20 protein-coding genes and 3 rRNA genes are annotated in these 23890 nt (G+C 63.2%); 17 read left to right on the top strand and 6 right to left on the bottom strand.

The window, feature by feature from the left end; all coding sequences use genetic code 11:
* Positions 1-36 precede the first annotated feature (36 nt).
* The 11 genes from MAAFP003_RS20080 (at position 37) to MAAFP003_RS20030 (ending at position 9881) form a co-directional block, all read left to right on the top strand.
* A complete protein-coding gene (locus MAAFP003_RS20080) occupies positions 37-1269 on the top strand; it encodes a glycosyltransferase family 4 protein (RefSeq protein WP_096289567.1) in 1233 nt (410 codons plus the stop codon).
* A 224-nt stretch (positions 1270-1493) separates the two neighbouring features.
* Positions 1494-1958: an ATP synthase subunit I gene (locus MAAFP003_RS20075; protein ID WP_090605135.1), complete on the top strand. Its 465-nt coding sequence runs from the start codon at positions 1494-1496 to the stop codon at positions 1956-1958.
* A complete protein-coding gene (gene atpB, locus MAAFP003_RS20070) occupies positions 1951-2709 on the top strand; it encodes a F0F1 ATP synthase subunit A (RefSeq protein WP_096289566.1) in 759 nt (252 codons plus the stop codon). Before MAAFP003_RS20075 ends, atpB begins: the two co-directional genes overlap by 8 nt.
* A gap of 84 nt (positions 2710-2793) precedes the next feature.
* Positions 2794-3039, top strand: coding sequence for a F0F1 ATP synthase subunit C (locus MAAFP003_RS20065; RefSeq protein ID WP_090609504.1), 246 nt, complete (start codon positions 2794-2796; stop codon positions 3037-3039).
* A 9-nt stretch (positions 3040-3048) separates the two neighbouring features.
* A complete protein-coding gene (locus tag MAAFP003_RS20060; RefSeq protein ID WP_096289565.1) occupies positions 3049-3558 on the top strand; it encodes a F0F1 ATP synthase subunit B in 510 nt (169 codons plus the stop codon).
* A 6-nt stretch (positions 3559-3564) separates the two neighbouring features.
* Positions 3565-4905, top strand: coding sequence for a F0F1 ATP synthase subunit B/delta (locus MAAFP003_RS20055; protein ID WP_096289564.1), 1341 nt, complete (start codon positions 3565-3567; stop codon positions 4903-4905).
* Positions 4906-4964: 59 nt separating this feature from the next.
* A complete protein-coding gene (gene atpA / locus MAAFP003_RS20050) occupies positions 4965-6632 on the top strand; it encodes a F0F1 ATP synthase subunit alpha (protein ID WP_096289563.1) in 1668 nt (555 codons plus the stop codon).
* Positions 6633-6638: 6 nt separating this feature from the next.
* Positions 6639-7556, top strand: coding sequence for a F0F1 ATP synthase subunit gamma (locus tag MAAFP003_RS20045; RefSeq protein ID WP_096289562.1), 918 nt, complete (start codon positions 6639-6641; stop codon positions 7554-7556).
* Positions 7557-7579: 23 nt separating this feature from the next.
* Positions 7580-9028, top strand: a complete 1449-nt coding sequence (atpD, locus tag MAAFP003_RS20040; RefSeq protein WP_096289561.1) for a F0F1 ATP synthase subunit beta — start codon at positions 7580-7582, stop codon at positions 9026-9028.
* A gap of 26 nt (positions 9029-9054) precedes the next feature.
* On the top strand, positions 9055-9420 hold the full coding sequence (locus MAAFP003_RS20035) for a F0F1 ATP synthase subunit epsilon (protein ID WP_096289560.1): 366 nt from the start codon (positions 9055-9057) through the stop codon (positions 9418-9420).
* 17 nt (positions 9421-9437) lie between these two features.
* Complete coding sequence (locus MAAFP003_RS20030; protein ID WP_096289559.1) at positions 9438-9881, top strand: DUF2550 domain-containing protein; 444 nt, start codon at positions 9438-9440, stop codon at positions 9879-9881.
* 25 nt (positions 9882-9906) lie between these two features.
* On the opposite strand, the gene MAAFP003_RS20025 is transcribed toward MAAFP003_RS20030, so the two are convergent.
* Entirely contained in the window at positions 9907-10491 is a 585-nt protein-coding gene (locus tag MAAFP003_RS20025) for a cob(I)yrinic acid a,c-diamide adenosyltransferase (protein WP_096291290.1), read from the bottom strand.
* A gap of 70 nt (positions 10492-10561) precedes the next feature.
* Between MAAFP003_RS20025 and murA the strand changes: the two genes are divergently transcribed.
* The 4 genes from murA (at position 10562) to rrf (ending at position 17301) form a co-directional block, all read left to right on the top strand.
* Complete coding sequence (gene murA / locus MAAFP003_RS20020; protein ID WP_096289558.1) at positions 10562-11815, top strand: UDP-N-acetylglucosamine 1-carboxyvinyltransferase; 1254 nt, start codon at positions 10562-10564, stop codon at positions 11813-11815.
* A 386-nt stretch (positions 11816-12201) separates the two neighbouring features.
* Positions 12202-13724, top strand: a 16S ribosomal RNA gene (locus tag MAAFP003_RS20015).
* 285 nt (positions 13725-14009) lie between these two features.
* A 23S ribosomal RNA gene (locus MAAFP003_RS20010) occupies positions 14010-17093 on the top strand.
* Between the two features lie 95 nt (positions 17094-17188).
* Positions 17189-17301 (top strand): 5S ribosomal RNA (gene rrf / locus MAAFP003_RS20005).
* The 16S, 23S and 5S rRNA genes sit together here, the layout of an rRNA operon.
* Positions 17302-17347: 46 nt before the next feature.
* On the opposite strand, the gene MAAFP003_RS20000 is transcribed toward rrf, so the two are convergent.
* Together MAAFP003_RS20000 and MAAFP003_RS19995 are read right to left on the bottom strand one after the other, a co-directional pair.
* Positions 17348-17839, bottom strand: coding sequence for a methylated-DNA--[protein]-cysteine S-methyltransferase (locus MAAFP003_RS20000; protein WP_096289557.1), 492 nt, complete (start codon positions 17837-17839; stop codon positions 17348-17350).
* The gene (locus tag MAAFP003_RS19995) at positions 17836-19332 is read right to left on the bottom strand and encodes a DNA-3-methyladenine glycosylase 2 (RefSeq protein ID WP_096289556.1); all 1497 of its coding nucleotides are present in this window, start codon (positions 19330-19332) and stop codon (positions 17836-17838) included. Before MAAFP003_RS19995 ends, MAAFP003_RS20000 begins: the two co-directional genes overlap by 4 nt.
* 195 nt (positions 19333-19527) lie before the next feature.
* Here MAAFP003_RS19995 and MAAFP003_RS19990 point away from each other — a divergent pair, with 195 nt between their 5' ends.
* Entirely contained in the window at positions 19528-19911 is a 384-nt protein-coding gene (locus tag MAAFP003_RS19990) for a VOC family protein (RefSeq protein WP_243394132.1), read from the top strand.
* Here the strand turns inward: MAAFP003_RS19990 and MAAFP003_RS19985 are convergent.
* Positions 19908-20777 carry a LysR family transcriptional regulator gene (locus tag MAAFP003_RS19985; RefSeq protein ID WP_096289555.1) on the bottom strand — a complete coding sequence of 290 codons (870 nt, stop codon included), beginning with the start codon at positions 20775-20777 and terminating at the stop codon, positions 19908-19910. The two genes, MAAFP003_RS19990 and MAAFP003_RS19985, sit on opposite strands and share 4 nt — an antisense overlap.
* 90 nt (positions 20778-20867) lie before the next feature.
* On the opposite strand from MAAFP003_RS19985, the gene MAAFP003_RS19980 reads away from it, so the two are divergent.
* Complete coding sequence (locus tag MAAFP003_RS19980; protein WP_096289554.1) at positions 20868-22094, top strand: MFS transporter; 1227 nt, start codon at positions 20868-20870, stop codon at positions 22092-22094.
* On the opposite strand, the gene MAAFP003_RS29255 is transcribed toward MAAFP003_RS19980, so the two are convergent.
* Both MAAFP003_RS29255 and MAAFP003_RS19975 read right to left on the bottom strand, forming a co-directional pair.
* Complete coding sequence (locus tag MAAFP003_RS29255; protein ID WP_165796444.1) at positions 22091-22234, bottom strand: hypothetical protein; 144 nt, start codon at positions 22232-22234, stop codon at positions 22091-22093. The two genes, MAAFP003_RS19980 and MAAFP003_RS29255, sit on opposite strands and share 4 nt — an antisense overlap.
* Before the next feature lie 30 nt (positions 22235-22264).
* Entirely contained in the window at positions 22265-23878 is a 1614-nt protein-coding gene (locus MAAFP003_RS19975) for an adenylate/guanylate cyclase domain-containing protein (RefSeq protein ID WP_096289553.1), read from the bottom strand.
* Positions 23879-23890 lie beyond the last annotated feature (12 nt).

Raw genomic sequence — 23890 nt, 5'->3', positions numbered from 1 at the left:
CAGCGGTGATGAAGCGAGACCTCAAGTCTCAGGAAGGTGGCGTACGGTCTCGTGGTGTCCAGCGACCCAGCCAGCAATCTCGTCAGCCTTGCCGCTGGTCTGCACACCCTGTCCGACCGTGGCGCCGGGGTCCCGCTGCGCGAGCTGGCGTTGGTCGGACTGACCGCCGCGATCATCACCTACTTCGCGACCGGACCGGTGCGGGTGCTGGCCACTCGTTTAGGCGCGGTCGCCTACCCACGCGAACGCGATGTGCACGTCACGCCCACCCCACGCATGGGCGGGTTGGCGATGTTCGTCGGTGTTCTCTCCGCGGTGTTCCTGGCATCCGAGCTCCCGGCGCTCACCCGGGGTTTCGTCTATTCCACCGGCATGCCGGCGGTGCTGGTGGCGGGCGCGGTGATCATGGGCATCGGACTCATCGACGACCGCTGGGGCCTGGACGCCCTGACGAAATTTGCCGGCCAGATCACCGCGGCCAGCGTGCTGGTCACGATGGGTGTCGCATGGAGCGTGCTGTACATCCCGTTCGGTGGTGTCGGCACCATCGTGCTGGACCAGGCGTCGTCGATCCTGCTGACGCTGGCGCTGACGGTGTCGATTGTCAACGCGATGAACTTCGTCGACGGGCTCGACGGGCTGGCGGCCGGGCTGGGACTGATCACCGCGCTGGCGATCTGCGTGTTCTCGGTCGGTCTGCTGCGTGACCATGGCGGCGACGTGCTGTTCTATCCGCCGGCCGTCATCTCGGTCGTGCTGGCGGGGGCCTGCCTGGGCTTTCTGCCGCACAACTTCCATAAAGCCAAAATTTTCATGGGCGACTCCGGCTCGATGCTGATCGGCTTGATGCTTGCTGCCGCGTCCACCACCGCGGCCGGACCGATCTCGCAAAATGCCTACGGCGCCCGTGACGTCTTTGCTCTGCTGTCACCGTTCCTGCTGGTGGTCGCGGTGATGTTCGTGCCGATGCTCGACCTGCTGCTGGCCATCGTGCGGCGAACCCGTGCGGGCCGCAGCGCGTTCAGCCCCGACAAGATGCATCTACACCATCGGTTGCTGCAGATCGGCCATTCGCATCGCCGGGTGGTACTGCTCATCTATTTGTGGGTCGGGATCGTCGCGTTCGGCGCCGCCAGCACGATCTTCTTCAACCCGCGCGATACCGGCGCGGTGATGCTGGGCGCGATCGTGGTTGCCGGCGTCGCGACGGTGATTCCGCTCCTGCGCCGCCGCGACGATTACCCCGACGAGGACTACGACGGGCAGTAGTAGTGCCGCTGACCTTGTGGTACGGTGCTGGTAGAACCCCAAAAAGAATCTTGAGGGTTGCCGGCCAGTCGGCCCGCCGGATCGTTTTCCGACCGTGCCGATCGACGACCGACGCAGGGAGATACCCCTTGAGTGAATCCCCTGTGACGTGCGATACGCTCGGCGGGCTACCGATCAGTCGGTCGGAAGTTTTCCGCTCCGCCAATCCGGATTGAGGTGCTGCAGTGACGACACCAGCGCAGGACGCGCCGTTGGTGTTTCCGTCCGTTGCATTCAACCCGTCTCGGCTCCTGGTGGTTTGCGCTGCGATCACCGCGGTGGCGGTAGCTGGCGCCGCTTTCTCGGGTCATCTGATGGTCGGAGTGTTCTTCGGCGTCGGGCTGCTGCTGGGTTTGCTCAACGCGCTGCTGGTGCGTCGCTCCGTTGCGTCGATAACGGCGAAAGAACATCCGATGAAAAGCTCGATGGCGCTGAATTCGGCGACTCGGCTGGCGATCATCACCGTCATCGGCCTGATCATTGCTTACATTTTCCGGCCCGCCGGCTTAGGCGTGGTGTTCGGCTTGGCCCTGTTCCAGGTGGTGTTGGTGCTCTCGACCGCCCTGCCGGTCTGGAAGAAGCTGCGCGCCGGCGACTGGGCGGAGCCCGCATCCGAAGGTACCGAAAGAGGGAACACCAGCGATGAGTGAGACGAGGTTCCTGGCCGAGGGCGCGATCGAGGTCGGCGAGCACACCCACGCCACCTGGCTCGGGCTGACCGTCAACACCGACACGATCCTGTCGACCGGGATCGCCGCTCTGATCGTCCTGGCGCTCGCCTTCTACTTGCGCGCGAAGATCACCTCGACCGGGGTGCCCAGCGGAGTCCAATTGTTCTGGGAGGCCATCACGGTCCAGATGCGTGACCAGATCGAGGCGGCCGTCGGGATGCGGATCGCGCCCTTCGTCCTGCCGCTGGCGGTCACCATCTTCGTGTTCATTCTGATCTCCAACTGGCTCTCGGTGCTGCCGCTGCAGTACACCGACAAATCCGGGCGCACCACCGAGTTACTCAGCTCGGCGGCCGCGGACATCAATTACGTACTCGCACTGGCTCTTTTCGTGTTCGTCTGCTACCACGTGGCCGGTATCTGGCGCCGCGGCATCGTCGGGCACCCGCTCGCGGTGCTCAAGGGTCACGTGGCGTTCCTGGCCCCGATCAACCTCGTCGAGGAACTCGCCAAGCCGATCTCGTTGTCGCTGCGACTTTTCGGCAACATCTTCGCCGGCGGCATCTTGGTCGCGCTAATCGCGCTCTTCCCGCCCTACATCATGTGGGCGCCCAACGCGATCTGGAAAGCGTTCGACCTCTTCGTCGGCGCGATCCAGGCGTTCATCTTCTCGATCCTGACCATCCTGTACTTCAGCCAAGCCATGGAGATCGAGGATCACCATGACTGAGACCATCTTTGAATCGGCCTGAGCCACACACGATTACAGAAGCCTGGTAGACAACTACCAGTTATAAGGAGGATAAGAATGGCCCTGGACCCCCAAGTCGCTGCCGCTGCACTCATCGGCGGTGGAATCATCATGGGCGGCGGCGCAATCGGTGCCGGTATCGGTGACGGTATTGCCGGTAACGCACTGGTTGCGGGTATTGCCCGTCAGCCGGAAGCGCAAGGCCGGTTGTTCACGCCGTTCTTCATCACCGTCGGTCTGGTTGAGGCGGCGTACTTCATCAACCTGGCCTTCATGGCGCTGTTCGTCTTCGCCACCCCCGTCGGCTAGTTCGCAGTGATGGGTGACGCGAGCCGCAGCGTTCTGGCGTCCAGCCAGTTAGTAGCCGAGGGAGGCAACAACTTCCTCGTCCCCAACGGCACTTTCTTTTTCGTGCTGGCGATCTTCTTGATCGTGCTGGCCGTCATCGGCACGTTCGTCGTGCCGCCGGTCATGAAGGTGTTGCGCGAACGCGACGCGATGGTCGCCAAGACCGCCACCGACAACAAGAAGGCGAACGAGCAATTCGAGGCCGCCCAGGCGGATTACGAGAACGCCATGAGGGAAGCCCGGGTCGAGGCGTCGTCGTTGCGCGACAACGCCCGGGCGGAAGGTCGTAAGGTCGTCGAGGACGCGCGGGCCAAAGCCGAGCAACAGGTCGCTTCGACGGTGCAGACGGCAGCCGAGCAACTGAAGCGCGAAAGGGACGCTGTGGAATTGGATCTGCGTGCCAACGTGGCAACCATGTCGGCAACGTTGGCCAGTCGCATCCTCGGCGTCGACGTCACAACCACTGCCGCGACAAGGTAACTATCAATGTCGACGTTTATCGGGCAGCTGATCGGATTCGCCGCCATCGTTTTCCTGGTGGTGCGTTATGTCGTGCCGCCAGTCCGCAATTTGATGGCCGCTCGTCAGAACACGGTGCGCCAGCAATTGGAAGACGCGGCCAAGGCTGCCGACCGGCTGACGGAATCCACTACCGCCCATAGCAAGGCGGTGGAGTCCGCGAAGTCTGAAGCTGAGCACGTCGTCGAAGAAGCCAAGACCGACGCCCAGCGCATCACCGAGCAGTTGCGCGCGCAGGCTGAAGTCGAGGCCGAACGCATCACGGGACAGGGCGCTCGCCAGGTAGAGCTGCTGCGGGCCCAGCTGACCCGTCAGCTTCGCCTGGAGCTTGGACACGAATCCGTGCGCCAGGCAAAGGAATTGGTACAGACCTACGTCGCCGATGCGACGCAGCAGTCGGGCACCGTCGATCGGTTTTTGGACGAACTCGAGGCGATGGCGCCGGCGTCGGCGGAGGTCTCCTACCCGCTGATGACCAAGATGCGTTCGTCGAGTCGCGAAGCGCTGCGCAACCTGTCGGACCGGTTCACCACCATCGCCAAAGATCTTGACAAACCCGGACTTTCGAAGCTGTCCAGCGAACTGGTGTCGGTGGGCCAGCTGCTCGACGAGGAGATCGTGGTCACCCGGTACCTGACCGTGCCGGCCGAGGACGCGGCACCGCGGATCCGGCTGCTCGAACGGCTGGTGTCCGGCAAGGTCGGCGACGCCACGCTCGTGGTACTGCGGGCGGCCGTCTCGGAACGTTGGTCGGCCAACGCCGACCTGGTCGACGCGATCGAACACATGTCGCGCCAGGCGCTGCTGGAGGTTGCCGAACGCGACGGAAAGGTCGACGAGGTCGAAGACCAGTTGTTCCGGTTCTCCCGGATTCTGGACGCGCAGCCGCGGCTCTCGATTTTGTTGGGCGACTACGCCACTCCGGCCGAGAAGCGGGTGGAGTTGCTGCACAAGGTACTCGACTCCAGTGGCAGTGCGGTCAATCCGCTCGTCGTCGCGTTGCTGTCGCAGACGGTCGAGCTGCTCCGGGGTGAGCAGGCGGAAGAGGCCGTGCAGTTCCTGGCGGAAGTTGCGGTGGCTCGCCGCGGCGAGGTCGTCGCCGCGGTCCGCGCAGCCGCCGAGCTCAGCGACGCCCAGCGCACCCGTCTCACCGAAGTTCTCAGTCGTATTTACGGGCATCCGGTGACGGTTCAGCTCGAGATCGATGCCGACCTGTTGGGCGGGTTACTCATCGCTGTCGCCGACGAGGTGATCGACGGGTCGCTCTCGTCGCGTCTGGCCGCAGCCGAGGCGCAGCTACCCGACTAACCCGAATCAGCCACCACCACCCCGCGAACGCCGGAAATCAAGTAGGAAGACGAAAAGCCATGGCCGAGTTGACAATCTCCGCTGATGACATTCAGAGCGCGATCGAAGAGTACGTAGGCTCCTTCACCTCCGACAGCTCCCGCGAGGAGGTCGGCAGCGTCGTCGACGCCGGTGACGGCATCGCGCACGTCGACGGCTTGCCCTCGGTCATGACGCAGGAGCTGCTGGAGTTCTCCGGCGGTGTCCTCGGCGTCGCGCTGAACCTCGACGAGCACAGCGTCGGCGCGGTGATCCTCGGTGACTTCGAGAAGATCGAGGAAGGCCAGCAGGTCAAGCGCACCGGCGAGGTCCTCTCGGTGCCCGTCGGTGACGCGTTCCTGGGCCGGGTGGTCAACCCGCTGGGCGAGCCGATCGACGGCCAGGGCGACATCGAGACCGACACTCGTCGCGCGCTGGAAATCCAGGCGCCCTCAGTGGTTCAGCGGCAAAGCGTCAGCGAGCCGCTGCAGACCGGAATCAAGGCCATCGACGCGATGACCCCGATCGGGCGCGGCCAGCGTCAGCTGATCATCGGCGACCGCAAGACGGGCAAGACGGCGGTCTGCGTCGACACCATCCTCAACCAGCGGCAGAACTGGGAAACCGGCGACGAGAAGAAGCAGGTGCGCTGCGTCTACGTCGCTATCGGCCAGAAGGGCACCACGATCGCCTCGGTGCGTCGCGCTCTGGACGAAGGTGGCGCGATGGACTACACCACCATCGTCGCGGCGCCGGCATCCGACTCCGCCGGGTTCAAATGGCTTGCGCCGTACACCGGTTCGGCGATCGCGCAGCACTGGATGTACGACGGCAAGCACGTGCTGATCGTCTTCGACGACCTGAGCAAGCAGGCCGAGGCGTACCGCGCGATCTCGCTGCTGCTGCGCCGCCCGCCGGGCCGCGAGGCTTACCCCGGCGACGTGTTCTACCTGCACTCGCGGCTGCTCGAGCGCTGCGCCAAGCTGTCCGACGAGCTCGGTGGTGGTTCGATGACCGGCCTGCCGATCATCGAGACCAAGGCCAACGACATCTCGGCTTACATTCCCACCAACGTCATTTCGATCACCGACGGCCAGTGCTTCCTGGAATCCGACCTGTTCAACCAGGGTGTGCGCCCGGCCATCAACGTCGGTGTCTCGGTGTCCCGCGTCGGTGGCGCGGCGCAGATCAAGGCCATGAAGGAAGTGGCCGGGTCGCTGCGTCTGGACCTGTCGCAGTACCGCGAGCTGGAAGCGTTCGCCGCGTTCGCCTCCGACCTGGACGCCACCTCCAAGGCGCAGCTGGACCGCGGCGCCCGGCTGGTGGAATTGCTCAAGCAGCCGCAGTACCAGCCGTTGCCCGTTGAGGAGCAAGTGGTTTCGATTTTCCTGGGCACCGGCGGCCACCTGGACTCGGTGCCCGTCGAGGATGTCGGCCGCTTCGAAACCGAGCTGCTGGATCACATGCGGGCCTCCGAGGAGAAGTTTCTGACCGGAATCCGGGATAGCGGAAAGCTTTCCGAAGAGGCCGAGAGCCAGCTCGAGGAGATCATCAAGAAGTTCAAGAAGGGCTTCGCCGCTACGGGTGGCGGGTCGGTGGTGCCGGACGAGCACGTCGAGGCTCTCGACGAAGAGGACTTGGCCAAGGAGTCGGTCAAGGTCAACAAGCCGGCGCCGGAAGACAAGAAGAAGCAAGAGAAGAAGAAGTAGTACTCGATGGCTGCCACACTTCGCGAGTTGCGCGGACGGATCCGTTCCGCCGGTGCGATCAAGAAGATCACCAAAGCCCAGGAGCTGATCGCGACATCGCGTATCGGCAAGGCCCAGGCTCGGCTTCAGGCTGCTCGCCCCTACACCGAAGAGATCACCAATATGCTGACCACGCTGTCCAGCGAGGCAGCACTCGATCATCCGCTGCTGGTCGAACGGCCTGAGCCCAAGCGGGCCGCCGTCTTGGTGGTGTCGTCGGACCGTGGTCTGTGTGGCGCCTACAACTCCGGTGTCTTCCGCCGCGCCGAGGAGCTGTTTTCGCTCCTGCGGGAGGAAGGCAAGACTCCCGTGCTGTACGTGGTCGGCCGTAAGGCGCTGGGCTACTACAGTTTCCGCAACTGGACCATCACCGAATCGTGGACCGGCTTCTCGGAGCAACCCACGGTGGAGAAGGCCGCCGAGGTTGCCTCGACGCTGGTGGATGCGTTCATTCCCGGCAGCGAAGGCAGCGACGAGAACTCCGACGTCGAGGGTGTCGACGAGTTGCACATCGTCTACACGGAATTCAAGTCGATGCTGTCTCAGTCCACCACCGCCCACCGGATGGCGCCGATGGTCGTCGAATACGCCGAAGAACCCGAGGCGCTGCACACGCTGTATTCGTTCGAACCCGATGCGACAACACTTTTCGATGCGCTGTTGCCGCGGTATGTGACCACCCGCGTGTACACCGCGCTCCTGGAATCCGCGGCGTCGGAGCTGGCGTCGCGCCAACGGGCAATGAAGTCGGCCACCGACAACGCCGACGACTTGATCAAGGCCCTGACGCTGATGGCGAACCGCGAGCGGCAGGCCCAGATCACCCAAGAGATCAGTGAAATCGTCGGTGGCGCAAACGCGCTCGCCGACGCCCGAGCCAAATAGCACCACGAGGAAGCGAAGAGAATATGACTGCGACTGCCGAAAAGAAGAAGTCGACCAATACCGACACCAACGGCCGCGTGGTGCGGATCACCGGTCCGGTTGTCGACGTCGAGTTCCCGCGCGGCTCCGTCCCGGAGTTGTTCAACGCGCTGCACGCCGAGATCACCTTCGAGGAGCTCAAGAAGACGCTCACCCTCGAGGTCGCACAGCACCTCGGCGACAACCTGGTCCGCACCATCTCGCTGCAGCCCACCGACGGACTGGTGCGCGGCGTCGCCGTCACCGACACCGGGGCCTCGATCTCGGTCCCGGTTGGCCAGGAAGTCAAGGGCCATGTGTTCGACGCGCTGGGCCGCTGCATGGACGAGCCGGGCTACGGAGAAGACTTCGAGCACTGGTCGATTCACCGCAAGCCGCCGCCCTTCGAAGAGCTCGAGCCGCGTACCGAGATGCTCGAGACCGGCCTCAAGGTCGTCGACCTGCTGACGCCGTACGTGCGTGGCGGCAAGATCGCGCTGTTCGGCGGCGCCGGCGTGGGCAAGACGGTGCTCATCCAGGAGATGATCAACCGTATTGCCCGCAACTTCGGTGGTACTTCGGTGTTCGCCGGCGTGGGGGAGCGCACCCGTGAGGGCAACGACCTGTGGGTCGAACTCCAGGAAGCCAACGTGCTCAAGGACACCGCGCTGGTGTTCGGTCAGATGGACGAGCCGCCCGGCACCCGTATGCGGGTGGCGCTGTCGGCGCTGACGATGGCGGAGTGGTTCCGCGACGAGGCGGGCCAGGACGTGCTGCTGTTCATCGACAACATCTTCCGGTTCACGCAGGCGGGCTCCGAGGTCTCGACGCTGCTCGGTCGTATGCCGTCCGCGGTGGGTTACCAGCCCACGCTGGCCGACGAGATGGGTGAGCTGCAGGAGCGCATCACCTCGACGCGTGGTAAGTCGATCACGTCCATGCAGGCCGTCTACGTGCCCGCCGACGACTACACCGACCCGGCGCCGGCCACCACGTTCGCCCACCTGGACGCCACCACCGAGCTGTCGCGTTCGGTGTTCTCCAAGGGCATCTTCCCGGCGGTGGACCCGCTGGCGTCGAGCTCGACCATCCTCGACCCCAGTGTCGTCGGTGACGAACACTACCGGGTGGCGCAGGAAGTCATCCGAATCCTGCAGCGCTACAAGGACCTTCAGGACATCATCGCCATCCTCGGTATCGACGAGCTGTCGGAAGAGGACAAGCAGCTGGTGCAGCGGGCGCGTCGCATCGAGCGGTTCCTGTCCCAGAACATGATGGCGGCCGAGCAGTTCACCGGTCAGCCGGGTTCGACGGTCCCGCTGAAGGAGACCATCGAGTCGTTCGACCGCCTGACCAAGGGCGAGTTCGACCACGTGCCCGAGCAGGCGTTCTTCCTGATCGGTGGTCTCGACGACTTGGCCAAGAAGGCCGAGAGCCTTGGCGCCAAGCTTTAGTCGGCGATTCCGAAAGATGGTGTGACATGGCTGAATTGAACGTTGAGATCGTCGCCGTCGACCGAAAGATCTGGTCGGGTGAGGCAACGTTCTTGTTCACCCGCACCACTGTCGGCGAGATCGGTATCCTGCCGCGACACATCCCGTTGGTGGCCCAGTTGGTCGATGACGCCATGGTGCGCGTCGAGCGCGACGGCCAGGACGATCTGCGGGTAGCGGTGGACGGTGGATTTTTGTCGGTGACCGAGGAGAGCGTCACCATTCTCGCGGAGTCCGCCGAATTCGCTTCGGAGATCGACGAGGCCGCGGCCAAGCAGGATTCCGAGTCCGACGATCCTCGTGTTGCCGCCAGGGGCCGCGCCAGATTACGCGCCGTCGGCGCAATCGACTAGCCGCACAGGACGAGGCGATGAGCGCGCCCATGATTGGCATGGTCGTGCTCGTCGTCGTGCTGGGGGCGGCCGTTCTGGCCCTGAGCTACCGGCTGTGGAAGCTGCGGCAGGGCGGGACGGCCGGGATCATGCGCGACATTCCGGCGGTGGGAGGTCATGGCTGGCGGCACGGCGTGATCCGTTACCGCGGCGGCGAAGCCGCTTTCTATCGGCTATCCAGCCTGCGCCTGTGGCCGGATCGGCGGGTGTCCCGCCGGGGCGTCGAGATCGTCGCCCGGCGCGCGCCGCGCGGCGATGAATTCGACATCATGACCGACGAGATCGTGGTGCTAGAGCTGCGCGATACCACCCAGGAGCGCAGGTCGGCCTACGAACTGGCGCTCGATCAGGGCGCGTTGACCGCGTTCTTGTCGTGGCTGGAGTCTCGTCCGTCACCGCGCGCACGCCGTCGCAGCGTCTGACGAAAAGCCCGGCAGCTCAACTTGTTCAGGCGCCACCGCCTGGCTTCCCTCCTGGTTTCCAGAGCACATCGCCATCCACGTTGGCGGCCCTGGACAGGATGAAGAGCAGATCCGACAACCGATTCAGGTATTTCGCCGGCAGCACGTTGACTTCGCCGGGTGCGGAGTCGACTGCGGCCCAGGCCGATCGCTCGGCGCGACGCACCACGGTGCGGGCGACGTGCAACAGTGCTGACAACGGCGAACCTCCGGGAAGCACAAAGGAATTCAGCGCCGGCAGCGACTCGTTGTATTTGTCACACCATCCTTCGAGCCGGTCGATGTAGGACTGGGCGACGCGCAGCGGAGGGTATTTCGGGTTTTCCACCACCGGGGTCGACAGGTCCGCACCGGCGTCGAACAAATCGTTTTGGATCTGCCGCAATACGGCGGCGACTTCGGAATCTGGCCGGCCCAGCGCGATCGCGGCGCCGATCGCGGAATTGGCCTCGTCGCAGTCGGCGTATGCGACCAGGCGGGGGTCGTTTTTCGAGACGCGGGAGAAGTCGCTCAATCCCGTGGTTCCGTCGTCGCCGGTCCGGGTATAGATGCGGGTCAGATGTACTGCCATGATCAAACCGTACTCGGCGAAGTGAGTTAGCTGACTGACAAGCCGATACCCCTTCACTAGACTGACGCGGGTGGCTGAGCGATTCGTGGTAACCGGCGGTAATCGGTTGTCAGGCGAAGTCGCAGTAGGGGGCGCCAAGAACAGCGTGCTCAAGCTGATGGCCGCGACCCTGCTGGCCGAGGGCACCAGCACGATCACCAATTGCCCCGACATTCTCGATGTCCCGCTGATGGCCGAGGTGCTGCGCGGCCTGGGCGCCACCGTCGAACTCGACGGCGACGTCGCGCGCATCACCTCACCCGACGAACCCAAGTACGACGCCGACTTCGCGGCCGTGCGACAGTTCCGCGCCTCGGTCTGCGTGCTCGGGCCACTGGTCGGCCGGTGCAAGCGCGCCAGGGTGGCGCTCCCGGGCGGCGACGCGATCGGCTCGCGTCCGCTGGACATGCATCAGGCGGGCCTGCGGCAACTGGGTGCGACGTGCAATATCGAGCATGGGTGTGTGGTCGCTCACGCAGATACGTTGCGCGGCGCGGAGATTCAACTGGAATTCCCCTCGGTGGGGGCCACCGAGAACATCTTGATGGCCGCCGTGGTCGCCGAAGGTGTCACCACGATCCACAACGCCGCGCGCGAACCCGACGTCGTCGATCTCTGCACGATGCTCAACCAGATGGGCGCACGGATCGAGGGTGCGGGTTCGCCGACGATGACAATCACCGGCGTCGACCGGCTGTATCCCACCGAGCACCGGGTGATCGGGGACCGGATCGTGGCCGCCACCTGGGGGATCGCCGCCGCGATCACCCGCGGCGACATCACGGTCAGCGGTATCGATCCGGCGCACCTTCAGGTGGTGCTGCACAAACTGCATGACGCGGGTGCCACCGTCACGCAGACAGACAACAGTTTTCGCGTGACGCAGTACGAGCGTCCGAAGGCGATGAACGTTGCGACGTTGCCGTTTCCCGGTTTCCCGACGGATCTGCAACCGATGGCGATCGCGCTGGCATCGATCGCCGATGGCACCTCGATGATCACGGAGAACGTGTTCGAGGCGCGCTTCCGATTCGTCGAAGAAATGATCCGGCTGGGCGCCGACGCGCGCACCGACGGCCACCACGCCGTGGTCCGGGGCCTGCCGCAACTTTCCAGCGCACCGGTCTGGTGTTCGGATATTCGCGCAGGTGCCGGCCTGGTATTGGCCGGCCTCGTCGCCGACGGTGACACCGAGGTCCACGACGTCTTTCACATCGATCGCGGCTACCCGTTGTTCGTCGAAAACCTGGCGATTTTGGGAGCGGAGATCGAGCGGGTACAGTAACCAAAGTCAGTGCCCCACAGGCGCGGTCACCACTCGAAGGAGACCGAGACCGGGGCTTGACTCCCTCGCCGGATTGGTACTAACCTGGCACGGCTGCCCTCGCAGCGATCACCACGATCGCAAGAAATTGGGGGTTGACGCCTCTGCCGGATCTGTATTAAGCTGGCAGGGTTGCCCCGAAGCGGGCGAGAAAAGCAAGAAAAGTGTTGTTTGAGAACTCAATAGTGTGTTTGGTGTTTTTGTTTGTTGTTGTTTTTTGACCACTCCCAAAACACTCCCCGTGTGATAGGGATGTGGTCGTTTATTTTGATGCCAGTTATATGGCGTCTTTTTGTTAGGTCAGATTTTCTCTGATTCGAAATTCACCTCGCTTGTCGAGGAGTTTTTGTTTGGAGAGTTTGATCCTGGCTCAGGACGAACGCTGGCGGCGTGCTTAACACATGCAAGTCGAACGGAAAGGCCTCTTCGGAGGTACTCGAGTGGCGAACGGGTGAGTAACACGTGGGTAATCTGCCCTGCACTTCGGGATAAGCCTGGGAAACTGGGTCTAATACCGGATAGGACCTTTTGGCGCATGCCTTTTGGTGGAAAGCTTTTGCGGTGTGGGATGGGCCCGCGGCCTATCAGCTTGTTGGTGGGGTGACGGCCTACCAAGGCGACGACGGGTAGCCGGCCTGAGAGGGTGTCCGGCCACACTGGGACTGAGATACGGCCCAGACTCCTACGGGAGGCAGCAGTGGGGAATATTGCACAATGGGCGCAAGCCTGATGCAGCCATGCCGCGTGTATGAAGAAGGCCTTCGGGTTGTAAAGTACTTTCAGCGGGGAGGAAGGGAGTAAATTGACGTTACCCGCAGAAGAAGCACCGGCTAACTACGTGCCAGCAGCCGCGGTAATACGTAGGGTGCGAGCGTTGTCCGGAATTATTGGGCGTAAAGAGCTCGTAGGCGGTTTGTCGCGTCTGGTCGTGAAAACCGGGGGCTTAACCCTCGGCGTGCGGGCGATACGGGCAGACTGGAGTACTGCAGGGGAGACTGGAATTCCTGGTGTAGCGGTGGAATGCGCAGATATCAGGAGGAACACCGGTGGCGAAGGCGGGTCTCTGGGCAGTAACTGACGCTGAGGAGCGAAAGCGTGGGGAGCGAACAGGATTAGATACCCTGGTAGTCCACGCCGTAAACGGTGGGTACTAGGTGTGGGTTTCCTTCCTTGGAATCCGTGCCGTAGCTAACGCATTAAGTACCCCGCCTGGGGAGTACGGCCGCAAGGCTAAAACTCAAAGGAATTGACGGGGGCCCGCACAAGCGGCGGAGCATGTGGATTAATTCGATGCAACGCGAAGAACCTTACCTGGGTTTGACATGCACAGGACGCCGGCAGAGATGTCGGTTCCCTTGTGGCCTGTGTGCAGGTGGTGCATGGCTGTCGTCAGCTCGTGTCGTGAGATGTTGGGTTAAGTCCCGCAACGAGCGCAACCCTTGTCTCATGTTGCCAGCGCGTAATGGCGGGGACTCGTGAGAGACTGCCGGGGTCAACTCGGAGGAAGGTGGGGATGACGTCAAGTCATCATGCCCCTTATGTCCAGGGCTTCACACATGCTACAATGGCCGGTACAAAGGGCTGCGATGCCGTAAGGTTAAGCGAATCCTTTTAAAGCCGGTCTCAGTTCGGATCGGGGTCTGCAACTCGACCCCGTGAAGTCGGAGTCGCTAGTAATCGCAGATCAGCAACGCTGCGGTGAATACGTTCCCGGGCCTTGTACACACCGCCCGTCACGTCATGAAAGTCGGTAACACCCGAAGCCAGTGGCCTAACCTTTTGGAGGGAGCTGTCGAAGGTGGGATCGGCGATTGGGACGAAGTCGTAACAAGGTAGCCGTACCGGAAGGTGCGGCTGGATCACCTCCTTTCTAAGGAGCACCACGAGAAACACTCCAATTGGTGGAGTGTGAGCCGTGAGGGGTTCTCGTCTGTAGTGGACGGGAGCCGGGTGCACAACAGCAGGCAATCGCCAGACACACTATTGGGCCCTGAGACAACACTCGGCCGGCTTTGGTCGATGTGGTGTCCCTCCATCTTGGTGGTGGGGTGTGGTGTTTGAGCATTGAATAGTGGTTGCGAGCATCTAGACGGATGCGTTGCCTTAGGGCTGCGTATTCGTCAAAAATGTGTAATTTTTCTTTTGGTTTTTGTGTTCGTAAGTGTTTAAGGGCACATGGTGGATGCCTTGGCATCGAGAGCCGATGAAGGACGTGGGAGGCTGCGATATGCCTCGGGGAGCTGTCAACCGAGCGTTGATCCGAGGATTTCCGAATGGGGAAACCCAGCACGAGTTATGTCGTGTTACCCGTATCTGAATATATAGGGTGCGGGAGGTAACGCGGGGAAGTGAAACATCTCAGTACCCGTAGGAGAAGAAAACAAAAGTGATTCCGCGAGTAGTGGCGAGCGAAAGCGGAACAGGCTAAACCGCATGCATGTGTAACCGGGTAGGGGTTGTGTGTGCGGGGTTGTGGGATTGATATTTCTCAGCTCTACCTAGCTGGGGGGCAGTCAGAAAGTGTCGTGGTTAGCGGAAGTGGCCTGGGATGGTCTGCCGCAGACGGTGAGAGCCCGGTACGCGAAAACCCGGCACCTGCCTTGTATCAACTCCCGAGTAGCAGCGGGCCCGTGAAATCTGCTGTGAATCTGCCGAGACCACTCGGTAAGCCTAAATACTTCTCGATGACCGATAGCGGATTAGTACCGTGAGGGAATGGTGAAAAGTACCCCGGGAGGGGAGTGAAATAGTACCTGAAACCGTGTGCCTACAATCCGTCAGAGCTTCCTTGTGGAGTGATGGCGTGCCTTTTGAAGAATGAGCCTGCGAGTCAGGGACATGTCGCAAGGTTAACCCGTGTGGGGTAGCCGCAGCGAAAGCGAGTCTGAATAGGGCGCTTGAGTGGCATGTTCTGGACCCGAAGCGGAGTGATCTACCCATGGCCAGGGTGAAGCGCGGGTAAGACCGCGTGGAGGCCCGAACCCACTTAGGTTGAAGACTGAGGGGATGAGCTGTGGGTAGGGGTGAAAGGCCAATCAAACTCCGTGATAGCTGGTTCTCCCCGAAATGCATTTAGGTGCAGCGTTACGTGTTTCACCACGGAGGTAGAGCTACTGGATGGCCGATGGGCCCTACTAGGTTACTGACGTCAGCCAAACTCCGAATGCCGTGGTGTATAGCGTGGCAGTGAGACGGCGGGGGATAAGCTCCGTACGTCGAGAGGGAAACAGCCCAGATCGCCGGCTAAGGCCCCTAAGCGTGTGCTAAGTGGAAAAGGATGTGCAGTCGCAGAGACAACCAGGAGGTTGGCTTAGAAGCAGCCACCCTTGAAAGAGTGCGTAATAGCTCACTGGTCAAGTGATTGTGCGCCGATAATGTAGCGGGGCTCAAGCACACCGCCGAAGCCGCGGCAACCGCAAGGTTGGGTAGGGGAGCGTCCCCCATGCAGAGAAGCTGTCGGGTAACCGATGGTGGAGTTTGGGGGAGTGAGAATGCAGGCATGAGTAGCGATTAGGCAAGTGAGAACCTTGCCCGCCGAAAGACCAAGGGTTCCTGGGCCAGGCCAGTCCGCCCAGGGTGAGTCGGGACCTAAGGCGAGGCCGACAGGCGTAGTCGATGGACAACGGGTTGATATTCCCGTACCCGTGTATGAGCGTCCCTGACGAATCCATTCTGCTAACCACCCAAATGGTGGTCTATCAATCCCTTCGGGGTGCGAAGACCGCCGGCTGCGTGGGACCCGGGTGGGTAGTAGTCAAGCGATGGGGTGACGCAGGAAGGTAGCCGTACCAGTCAGTGGTAATACTGGGGCAAGCCTGTAGGGAGAACGATAGGCAAATCCGTCGTTCATATTCCTGAGAGGTGATGCATAGCCGATTGAGGCGAATTCGGTCATCCTCAGCTGCCAAGAAAAGCCTCTAGCGAGCGCATACATGGCCCGTACCCCAAACCAACACAGGTGGTCAGGTAGAGAATACCAAGGCGTACGAGATAACTATGGTTAAGGAACTCGGCAAAATGCCCCCGTAACTTCGGGAGAAGGGGGGCCGGCTTACCGTGAACGGCCTTGCGCTGGGAGCGGGAACCGGCCGCAGAAACCAGTGGGAAGCGACTGTTTACTAAAAACACAGGTCCGTGCGAAGTCGCAAGACGATGTATACGGACTGACGCCTGCCCGGTGCTGGAAGGTTAAGAGGACCCGTTAATCGTAAGGTGAAGCGGAGAATTTAAGCCCCAGTAAACGGCGGTGGTAACTATAACCATCCTAAGGTAGCGAAATTCCTTGTCGGTTAAGTTCCGACCTGCACGAATGGCGTAACGACTTCCCAACTGTCTCAACCATAGACTCGGCGAAATTGCACTACGAGTAAAGATGCTCGTTACGCGCGGCAGGACGAAAAGACCCCGGGACCTTCACTACAACTTGGTATTGGTGTTCGGTACTGTTTGTGTAGGATAGGTGGGAGACTGTGAAACTCTAACGCCAGTTAGAGCGGAGTCGTTGTTGAAATACCACTCTGACCGTATTGGACACCTAACTTCGAACCCTAATCGGGTTCAGGGACAGTGCCTGGCGGGTAGTTTAACTGGGGCGGTTGCCTCCTAAAATGTAACGGAGGCGCCCAAAGGTTCCCTCAACCTGGACGGCAATCAGGTGTTGAGTGTAAGTGCACAAGGGAGCTTGACTGCGAGACCTACACGTCAAGCAGGGACGAAAGTCGGGACTAGTGATCCGGCACCCCCGAGTGGAAGGGGTGTCGCTCAACGGATAAAAGGTACCCCGGGGATAACAGGCTGATCTTCCCCAAGAGTCCATATCGACGGGATGGTTTGGCACCTCGATGTCGGCTCGTCGCATCCTGGGGCTGGAGCAGGTCCCAAGGGTTGGGCTGTTCGCCCATTAAAGCGGCACGCGAGCTGGGTTTAGAACGTCGTGAGACAGTTCGGTCTCTATCCGCCGCGCGCGTCAGAAACTTGAGGAAACCTGTCCCTAGTACGAGAGGACCGGGACGGACGAACCTCTAGTGCACCAGTTGTCTCACCAGAGGCACTGCTGGATAGCTACGTTCGGACAGGATAACCGCTGAAAGCATCTAAGCGGGAAACCTTCTCCAAGATCAGGTTTCTCACCCTTTTAGAGGGATAAGGCCCCCCGCAGACCACGGGATTGATAGGCCAGACCTAGAAGCTCAGCAATGAGTGCAGGGAACTGGCACTAACCGGCCGAAAACTTACCAACACAATCGCAACCACTATTTTTTTCTGCGGCATTTGCCGCGAAAACCTCGATACCACACCCCCCACCAGAACACTTGAATGAAAAATAAATAGAGTTACGGCGGCCACAGCGACAGGGAAACGCCCGGTCCCATTCCGAACCCGGAAGCTAAGCCTGTCAGCGCCAATGATACTGCCCTATCGGGTGGAAAAGTCGGACACCGCCGAACACACACAAAAATGCCCCCTGCAAAGGGGGCATTTTTGCGTTCTCTGTCAATCGAATAACGTTAAATTGGATCGCAGATTTTCCAATTCGAGCAATGCGCGTTTGCGGCCGAGTCCGCCGCCGAAACCGGTCAGGCTGCCGTTGGCGCCGATGACGCGATGGCATGGCACGACAATCGCGACCGGATTGTGGCCATTGGCCAGTCCGACCGCACGCGCGGCACCGGGGGCGCCGATCCGTTCGGCGATTTCTCCATATGAACGAGTCTGTCCATATGGAATCGTCATCAGCGCCTTCCAGACCCGTCGCTGAAATTCGGTGCCCCGCAGGTCGAGTTCAATGTCGAAAGTCGTGAGCTCGCCGGTGAAGTACGCCACTAATTGTTCGACGGCCGCGCCGAACGCTCCCGGATTGGGCGACCAGTCGGCGCGACTCGGTTCGTAGGTCTGGTCGACCATCCGCAGATTGGTCAGCACCGTGCCGTGGCCGGCCAGGGTCAGCAGCCCGATCGGGCTGTCGATGGTGCGGTACTGGATCATGCGACCTCCTGTGGCGGCCATCGGTTCACCGGGTGCTCGAGCGTGGTCCACAAATGCTGGGTGGCGTACGAGCGCCACGGGCGCCAATGTGCGCTGTGCTCAATGAGTTTGCGTTGATTCGTCGGCAAGCCCAGCTGTTTGGCGGCGAGTTGAAGCCCAAGGTCGCTGGCGGGAAACGCGTCCGGGTCGCCGAGACCGCGCATCGCTATCACTTCGGCGGTCCATGGGCCCACCCCCGGCAGTGCCAGCAGCTGAGTGCGCGCGCTGTCCCAATCGCTGCCGGCGTCTAGGACCACGCTGCCATCGAGGAGACCGGCGACCAACCCGGTCATCGTCCGTTGCCGCAACTTGGGCACCGCCAGATGGACGGGATCGATCTCGTCGAGCTGCTCGATCGACGGGAAGGCATGCGTGAGTGTGCCTTCGGGGTCGTGGACGTGCGGCCCGTACGCCCTGACCAATCGGCCGACGTGGGTGCGTGCGGCCTTGGTGGAGACCTGCTGACCGAGCACCGCACGCACCGCGAGTTCCGCCTCGTCGACCGCGCGCGGAATGCGTTGTCCCGGCGCCTTGGCCACGACTGGGGCCAGCAGCGGGTCGCGACTCAACGTGTCCACGATCGCTTCCGGATCCGCGTCGAGGTCGAGCAGGCGCCGACAGCGGGCGATCGCGGTCGTGAGATCGCGAAAGTCATCGAGGGCGAGCAGGCAGCGGACGTGATCGACGGCCGGCGTCAGCGCGACCACGGCGTTGCCGGCCGGCAGCCGAAGGCTGCGCCGGTAGGCGCCGTCGCGCACTTCCTCGCAACCGGGTACGGCGCCCGCGGCCAGATGTCCGAAGACGCCCGCGTAGGCGAAGGGAGTGCGCACCGGCAGCCGAAGGCACACTGTCCCAGGCGAAGTCACTCCGGCTTTCGAAGCCCCCGACCGGGACGCCGCGCGCGTGCGCAGGCCGGTCGGTGTGCTCTCGAACACCAGGCGCACGGTGTCGTTGAACTGGCGGATGCTGGAAAAGCCGGCGGCGAACGCGACGTCGCAGAACGGCAGGTCGGTCGTCTCGATCAGTAGCCGGGCGGTCTGGCTTCGTTGCGCGCGCGCCAGCGCGAGCGGACCGGCGCCGACCTCGGCCTGCAACAGCCGCTCCAGCTGCCGGGGCGTGTACCCGAGGTGGGCGGCTAGACCGCCCACCCCGTCGCGGTCCACCGTTCCGTCGGCGATGAGCCGCATGGCCCGCGCCACGACGTCGCCGCGCACATTCCATTCGGGCGACCCCGGCGAGGCGTCGGGACGGCATCGTTTGCACGCGCGGAAACCCGCCCGCTGCGCGGCCGCCGCCGCCGGATAGAAGCGCACATTGCGGGCCAACGGCGGACGTACCGGGCAGCTGGGCCGGCAGTAGATGCGGGTGGTGAGCACCGCGGTGACGAACCAGCCGTCGAACCGGGCGTCCTTGGACTGGACCGCGCGGTAACAGCGTTCGAAATCGTCGTGCACGCCTCCACAGTTACACCAGAAGGCCGACAAGACTGGCGGAAAAGCGACATGATGGTGGGCGGACGCGCACGCTGTGAACTGCCGATGCCCCGAGGAGTCTGCCATGACCGAGCCGAGGCCCATTGCCGTCGAGAACTTCTCCCATGTCTGCATCGGCGTCTCCGACATGGACAGGTCACTGGCGTTGTCACCGCGGTGCTGGGCATCGACGTCGTCTTCGATGTCGAACTCGAGGGCGGCGGCCTCGACGCCGTGACCGGCGGCACGGCCCAGAAAGGCCGCATGGTCGGCGGACTGATCGGTGCAGCGATGGTCGAACTGCTGTTTCTCGGCGATGTACCGGCCAGCCCGGCCGGCCCGCACCGTGGCTACACCAACATCTCCTTTCGCGTCGCCGACCTCGACGCCACGTACGCGGCCGTGCGGCGCCAGCACCCCGAGGTGCGCACCGAGCCGATCGTCGACATCGGTGGGGTGCGGATGTTCTTCGTCCACGACCCCGATGACACGCCCATCGAGATTCTCGAGCTGCCCGGCGGCGCGCGCAGCACGGTCGAGCTCTGGCGACCCGGCGGCTAAGCCCTCGCGGCGGATGCGATGAAGTCCCGCGCGGCGCGCGACAACGGCCGCGACGAGTCCCAGATCATCCCGATGTCGCGGTAACCGTCCGCGTCGGCCAGGTGCAGCACGCAGACTCCTGGCGCATGCTCGCTGCCGTCGATCGGTGTCAGGCTGATGCCCAGGCCCGCGGCCACCAGCCCGGCGTTGGTGGTCAGGTTCGCCGACTCCAGGACGATGCGTGGCTGGAATTGTGCTGCGGCACAAAGCTCATCGAGTAGCTGTCGCATACCGAATCCCGGATGCATGGTGATGAAAGGCTCGTCGGCGAGATCCGTCATCGACACGGCCGTCGCGCCCGAGAGCCGATGGTCGCGGGGCACCGCGATGCCGAGGCGCTGACGCAACAGGCTGCGCCAGGCCAAGCTTGGCTTCTGTGGTCGAGGCGATACCACCGCAACGTCGATCAAGCCCTCCAACACGCGATCACTGATCGACTCGGCCGCGCCCTCCTCGAGCGTGAACGTCACACGCGGCGACACCTTGGTGAACCCGGCGATCAACCGCGGCACGACGATCGAGCCGAACGAACTCAAGAAGCCGAGCCGGATCTCACCGGCCGCGGGGTTGCTCAGGTCCTCGATTTCGCGCCGGGCCGAATCGAGCTCCAACTGCGCCCGTCGCGCGTGCTCGTAGAAGATGCGGCCGTAGGTGCTCAGCGAGAGTCGGCGGCCGTGGCGGTCGAACAGCGCCACCCCGAGCCGGCGTTCCAGGCGCGCCAGCATCCGCGTCAACGTCGGCTGCGCGATATGCAGTTGTTGGGCCGCCGCCGTGACGTGTTGCAGCTCGGCAAGTGTGAGGAACCACTCGTAGTCGCCATCGGCCATGACCGCCGCCTTTACTTATGTCGCATCTGCATCATAATGTGGGAAATAATTCATTTCCGTTGAGCCGGGTCACGGCGGACTATCAGGTCTATGCCCCAACTCACCGCGACCCCCAGTGCGCACCAAGCCGGCTGCCGCGGATACCGGCGTATCACCGCGGCGCTGGTCGGTGCCGGGCTGGCCAGTTTCGCCGCCATGTACTGCACACAGGCGCTGCTTCCCGCGTTGTCGGCGTACTACCGGATCTCCCCGGCCACGTCGGCGCTGACGGTCTCGCTCACCACCGGAATGCTGGCCGTGTCCATCGTTCCGGCCAGCGTGCTCTCGGAACGCTATGGGCGAATCACCGTGATGCTGGTCTCGGGGGTCGCCTCCAGCGTGATCGGCTTGCTGCTGCCGTTCAGCCCCACGCTCGGTGTGCTGCTGGTCGGGCGGGCGGCCCAAGGCGTCGCGCTCGCCGGGATTCCGGCGGTCGCGATGGCGTTTCTCGCCGAGGAGGTGCACGCGTCGTCGCTGGGATCGGCGATGGGGCGCTACATCGCCGGGACGACGATTGGTGGCTGCGCGGGACGGATCATCCCGGCGCTGGTGCTCGAGGTCAGCAGCTGGCGGGTCGCGCTATTGGTGTGTTCGGTGATGACGTTGGCCGCGACGGTAATATTCGCCCTGCTGGTGCCGAAGTCCCAGTTCTTCGCCCCGAAGCCGGTGAGCATCCGCGCGACCACCCAGAGTCTGCTGACGCATCTGCGAAACCCGTTGTTGCTGAAGCTTTTTGTCCTGGCGTTCACGCTGATGGGCGGATTCGTCACCGTGTACAACTACCTCGGCTACCGGCTTGCCGCCGCGCCGTTCGGGTTGCAGCCGTCGGTGGTGGGCCTGCTGTTCCTGCTGTACCTGGTGGGCACCTGGACGTCGGTCGTGGCGGGACGGCTCGCCGACCGCCGGGGGCGCTTGCTCGTGCTGGGATGCGCCCTGCCAATCACCGCGGCGGGGCTGCTGATGACACTGCCGAACGCGCTGCCGGTGGTCGTCGTCGGGACCGGCGTGTTCACCGGCGGGTTCTTCGCCGCGCACGCGGTGGCCAGCGGCTGGGTGGGGTCCGTGGCACGCCGCGATCGCGCCGAGGCGTCCGCGCTGTACCTGTTCAGCTACTACCTGGGCGGGTCGGTGGCCGGGGCGGCGGGCGGGCTGGTCTACAGCGTGGGCAGCTGGCGGTCCACCGTCTGGTTTGTGGGAACGCTGCTGATCCTTGCCCTGCTACTGGTGACGTCGTTGGTCAGGGCCACGGTGCCCGTGCGGATCCGCAGTCTGTCCTAGCGGTCGAAGACATTGCCGCGCACGGTGCCCGGATCGACGAACCATTCATGGCGCAGCACCAGTCCGAACGCTTGCGGTGCGTACGCGGTGCGTGCCGTGTCGGCCTCGTAGGGCGCCGGAAGCCGAAGCAAGCGAAGCACATTGACGAGGGTGTCCACTGAACGACCCCGCTATTCGCCGCGTTCGGGCGAGGCCAGCCGGGTGGGGTGATCGTGTCCACGCAGTGTCACAGTCTCACCCAAACACCAACGGGCACCTTCGCTTTCGCTCGCACCCCGGACGGTGTCCGCGGTCGCCAACAGTCGACCCGGGTGTGACTTGGCCAGCTCGCACAGCCGGGCCGCCTCGTTGACCGGTTCGCCGATCACGGTGTATTCGAAGCGTTCCTTGGCGCCGACGTTGCCCGCGACGACCTGGCCGGCCGCGACGCCGATCCCGGCCTCGAGCTCACTCATTTCGTGCGCCAGCCGATTGCAGATCGCGCGTGCCGCGGCCAGCGCCTCGTCCTCGGGACAGTCGAGGTGATTCGGGGCGCCAAAGATGGCCAGCGATGCGTCGCCTTCGAACTTGTTGACCAATCCGTGGTGCCGGTCGACTTCCTCGACGACGATCGCGAAGAAGCGGTTGAGCACATTGACGACCTCGGTCGGGCGCTGACTGGTCACCAATTGCGTGGAGCCGACGATGTCGATGAACACGACCGCGACGTGGCGCTCTTCGCCGCCGAGTTTCGGTCTGTCGCGCTCGGCGGCCAGGGCGACTTCTCGACCGACGTGCCGGCCGAAGAGATCACGTACTCGCTCGCGCTCGCGCAGGCCGTCGACCATCGCGTTGAAACCGCGTTGCAACTCGCCGAGTTCGGTGCCGTCGAACACCACCAGGTCGCCCCGCAGATCGCCCTGCTCCACTCGCTTGAGGGCCGCGCGCACCACCCGCACCGGTGTCGCCGTCAGCCAGGACAGGATCCACATCAGGATGAAGCCGAAGATCAGCGTCGCGATCGCGACGATCAGCACCGCGACGCTGAGTTGGGTCTCGGTCAGATTGTGCAGCACCAGCGCGAAGAACGCGATCAGCGCGATGCCGAGCACCGGCACGCCGGAACTGAGCAGCCAGACCGTCAGTGTGCGGCCCATGATGCCCGGCGCCAGCCGCTGCGGTACGCGGCCGGCCTCCAGCGCTTGGGCGGCCACCGGTCGCAAGGCGAACTCGGTGAACAAATAGCACGCGGTGGCCACCAAGATGCCGCAGAAGCTCACCGAGAAGCCCACGATCGGGATGAACAGCTTATTGGCCAGCCCGTAGAGCGTGGTCAGCAACGCGGTCCCGACGCCCCACAACACCAACACCCCGATCGCCAGCCAGAACGGGGCCAGGAAGGTGTTGCGTTCGTCGTCGAGGGTGGGCGCGCGCTCCTCGATCGCCCACCGCAGGGCGGCCGTCGTCCGGTGGGTGATCCAGAAGGTGCCGAGCGCCAGCGCGACGGCGACGTATCCGGGTGCGACGGCCCAGGTGATCCACGCCGGCGCGTCCGTGAAGATGCTGGGCGACGGCAACGCGACGCCCAAAAGCAGCACAGCCACGCCGATCCCGATCAGATTCGTGATCAGGATGAAGATGGTCAGGATGAGCTGAATGCGCACCCGCCGGCGGGCCTGGCTCTCGCTCACCCGTCCGAGCAGCAACGAACCGTAGGCGGGCGTCTCCTGTAACCGGCCGCTCTGACGGGTGACCCTTTCGAGCACCCGTCCCAAGCGTTGCGCCATGCTCTTGTTCGCCGACATGGTGGCGTCAGC

Origin of the sequence: Mycobacterium ahvazicum (genome assembly GCF_900176255.2) — a bacterium.
GTDB lineage: Bacteria > Actinomycetota > Actinomycetes > Mycobacteriales > Mycobacteriaceae > Mycobacterium > Mycobacterium ahvazicum.
The sequence above is the reverse complement of the archived record's forward strand: the minus strand, read 5'-3'. Positions and strand labels throughout refer to the sequence as shown.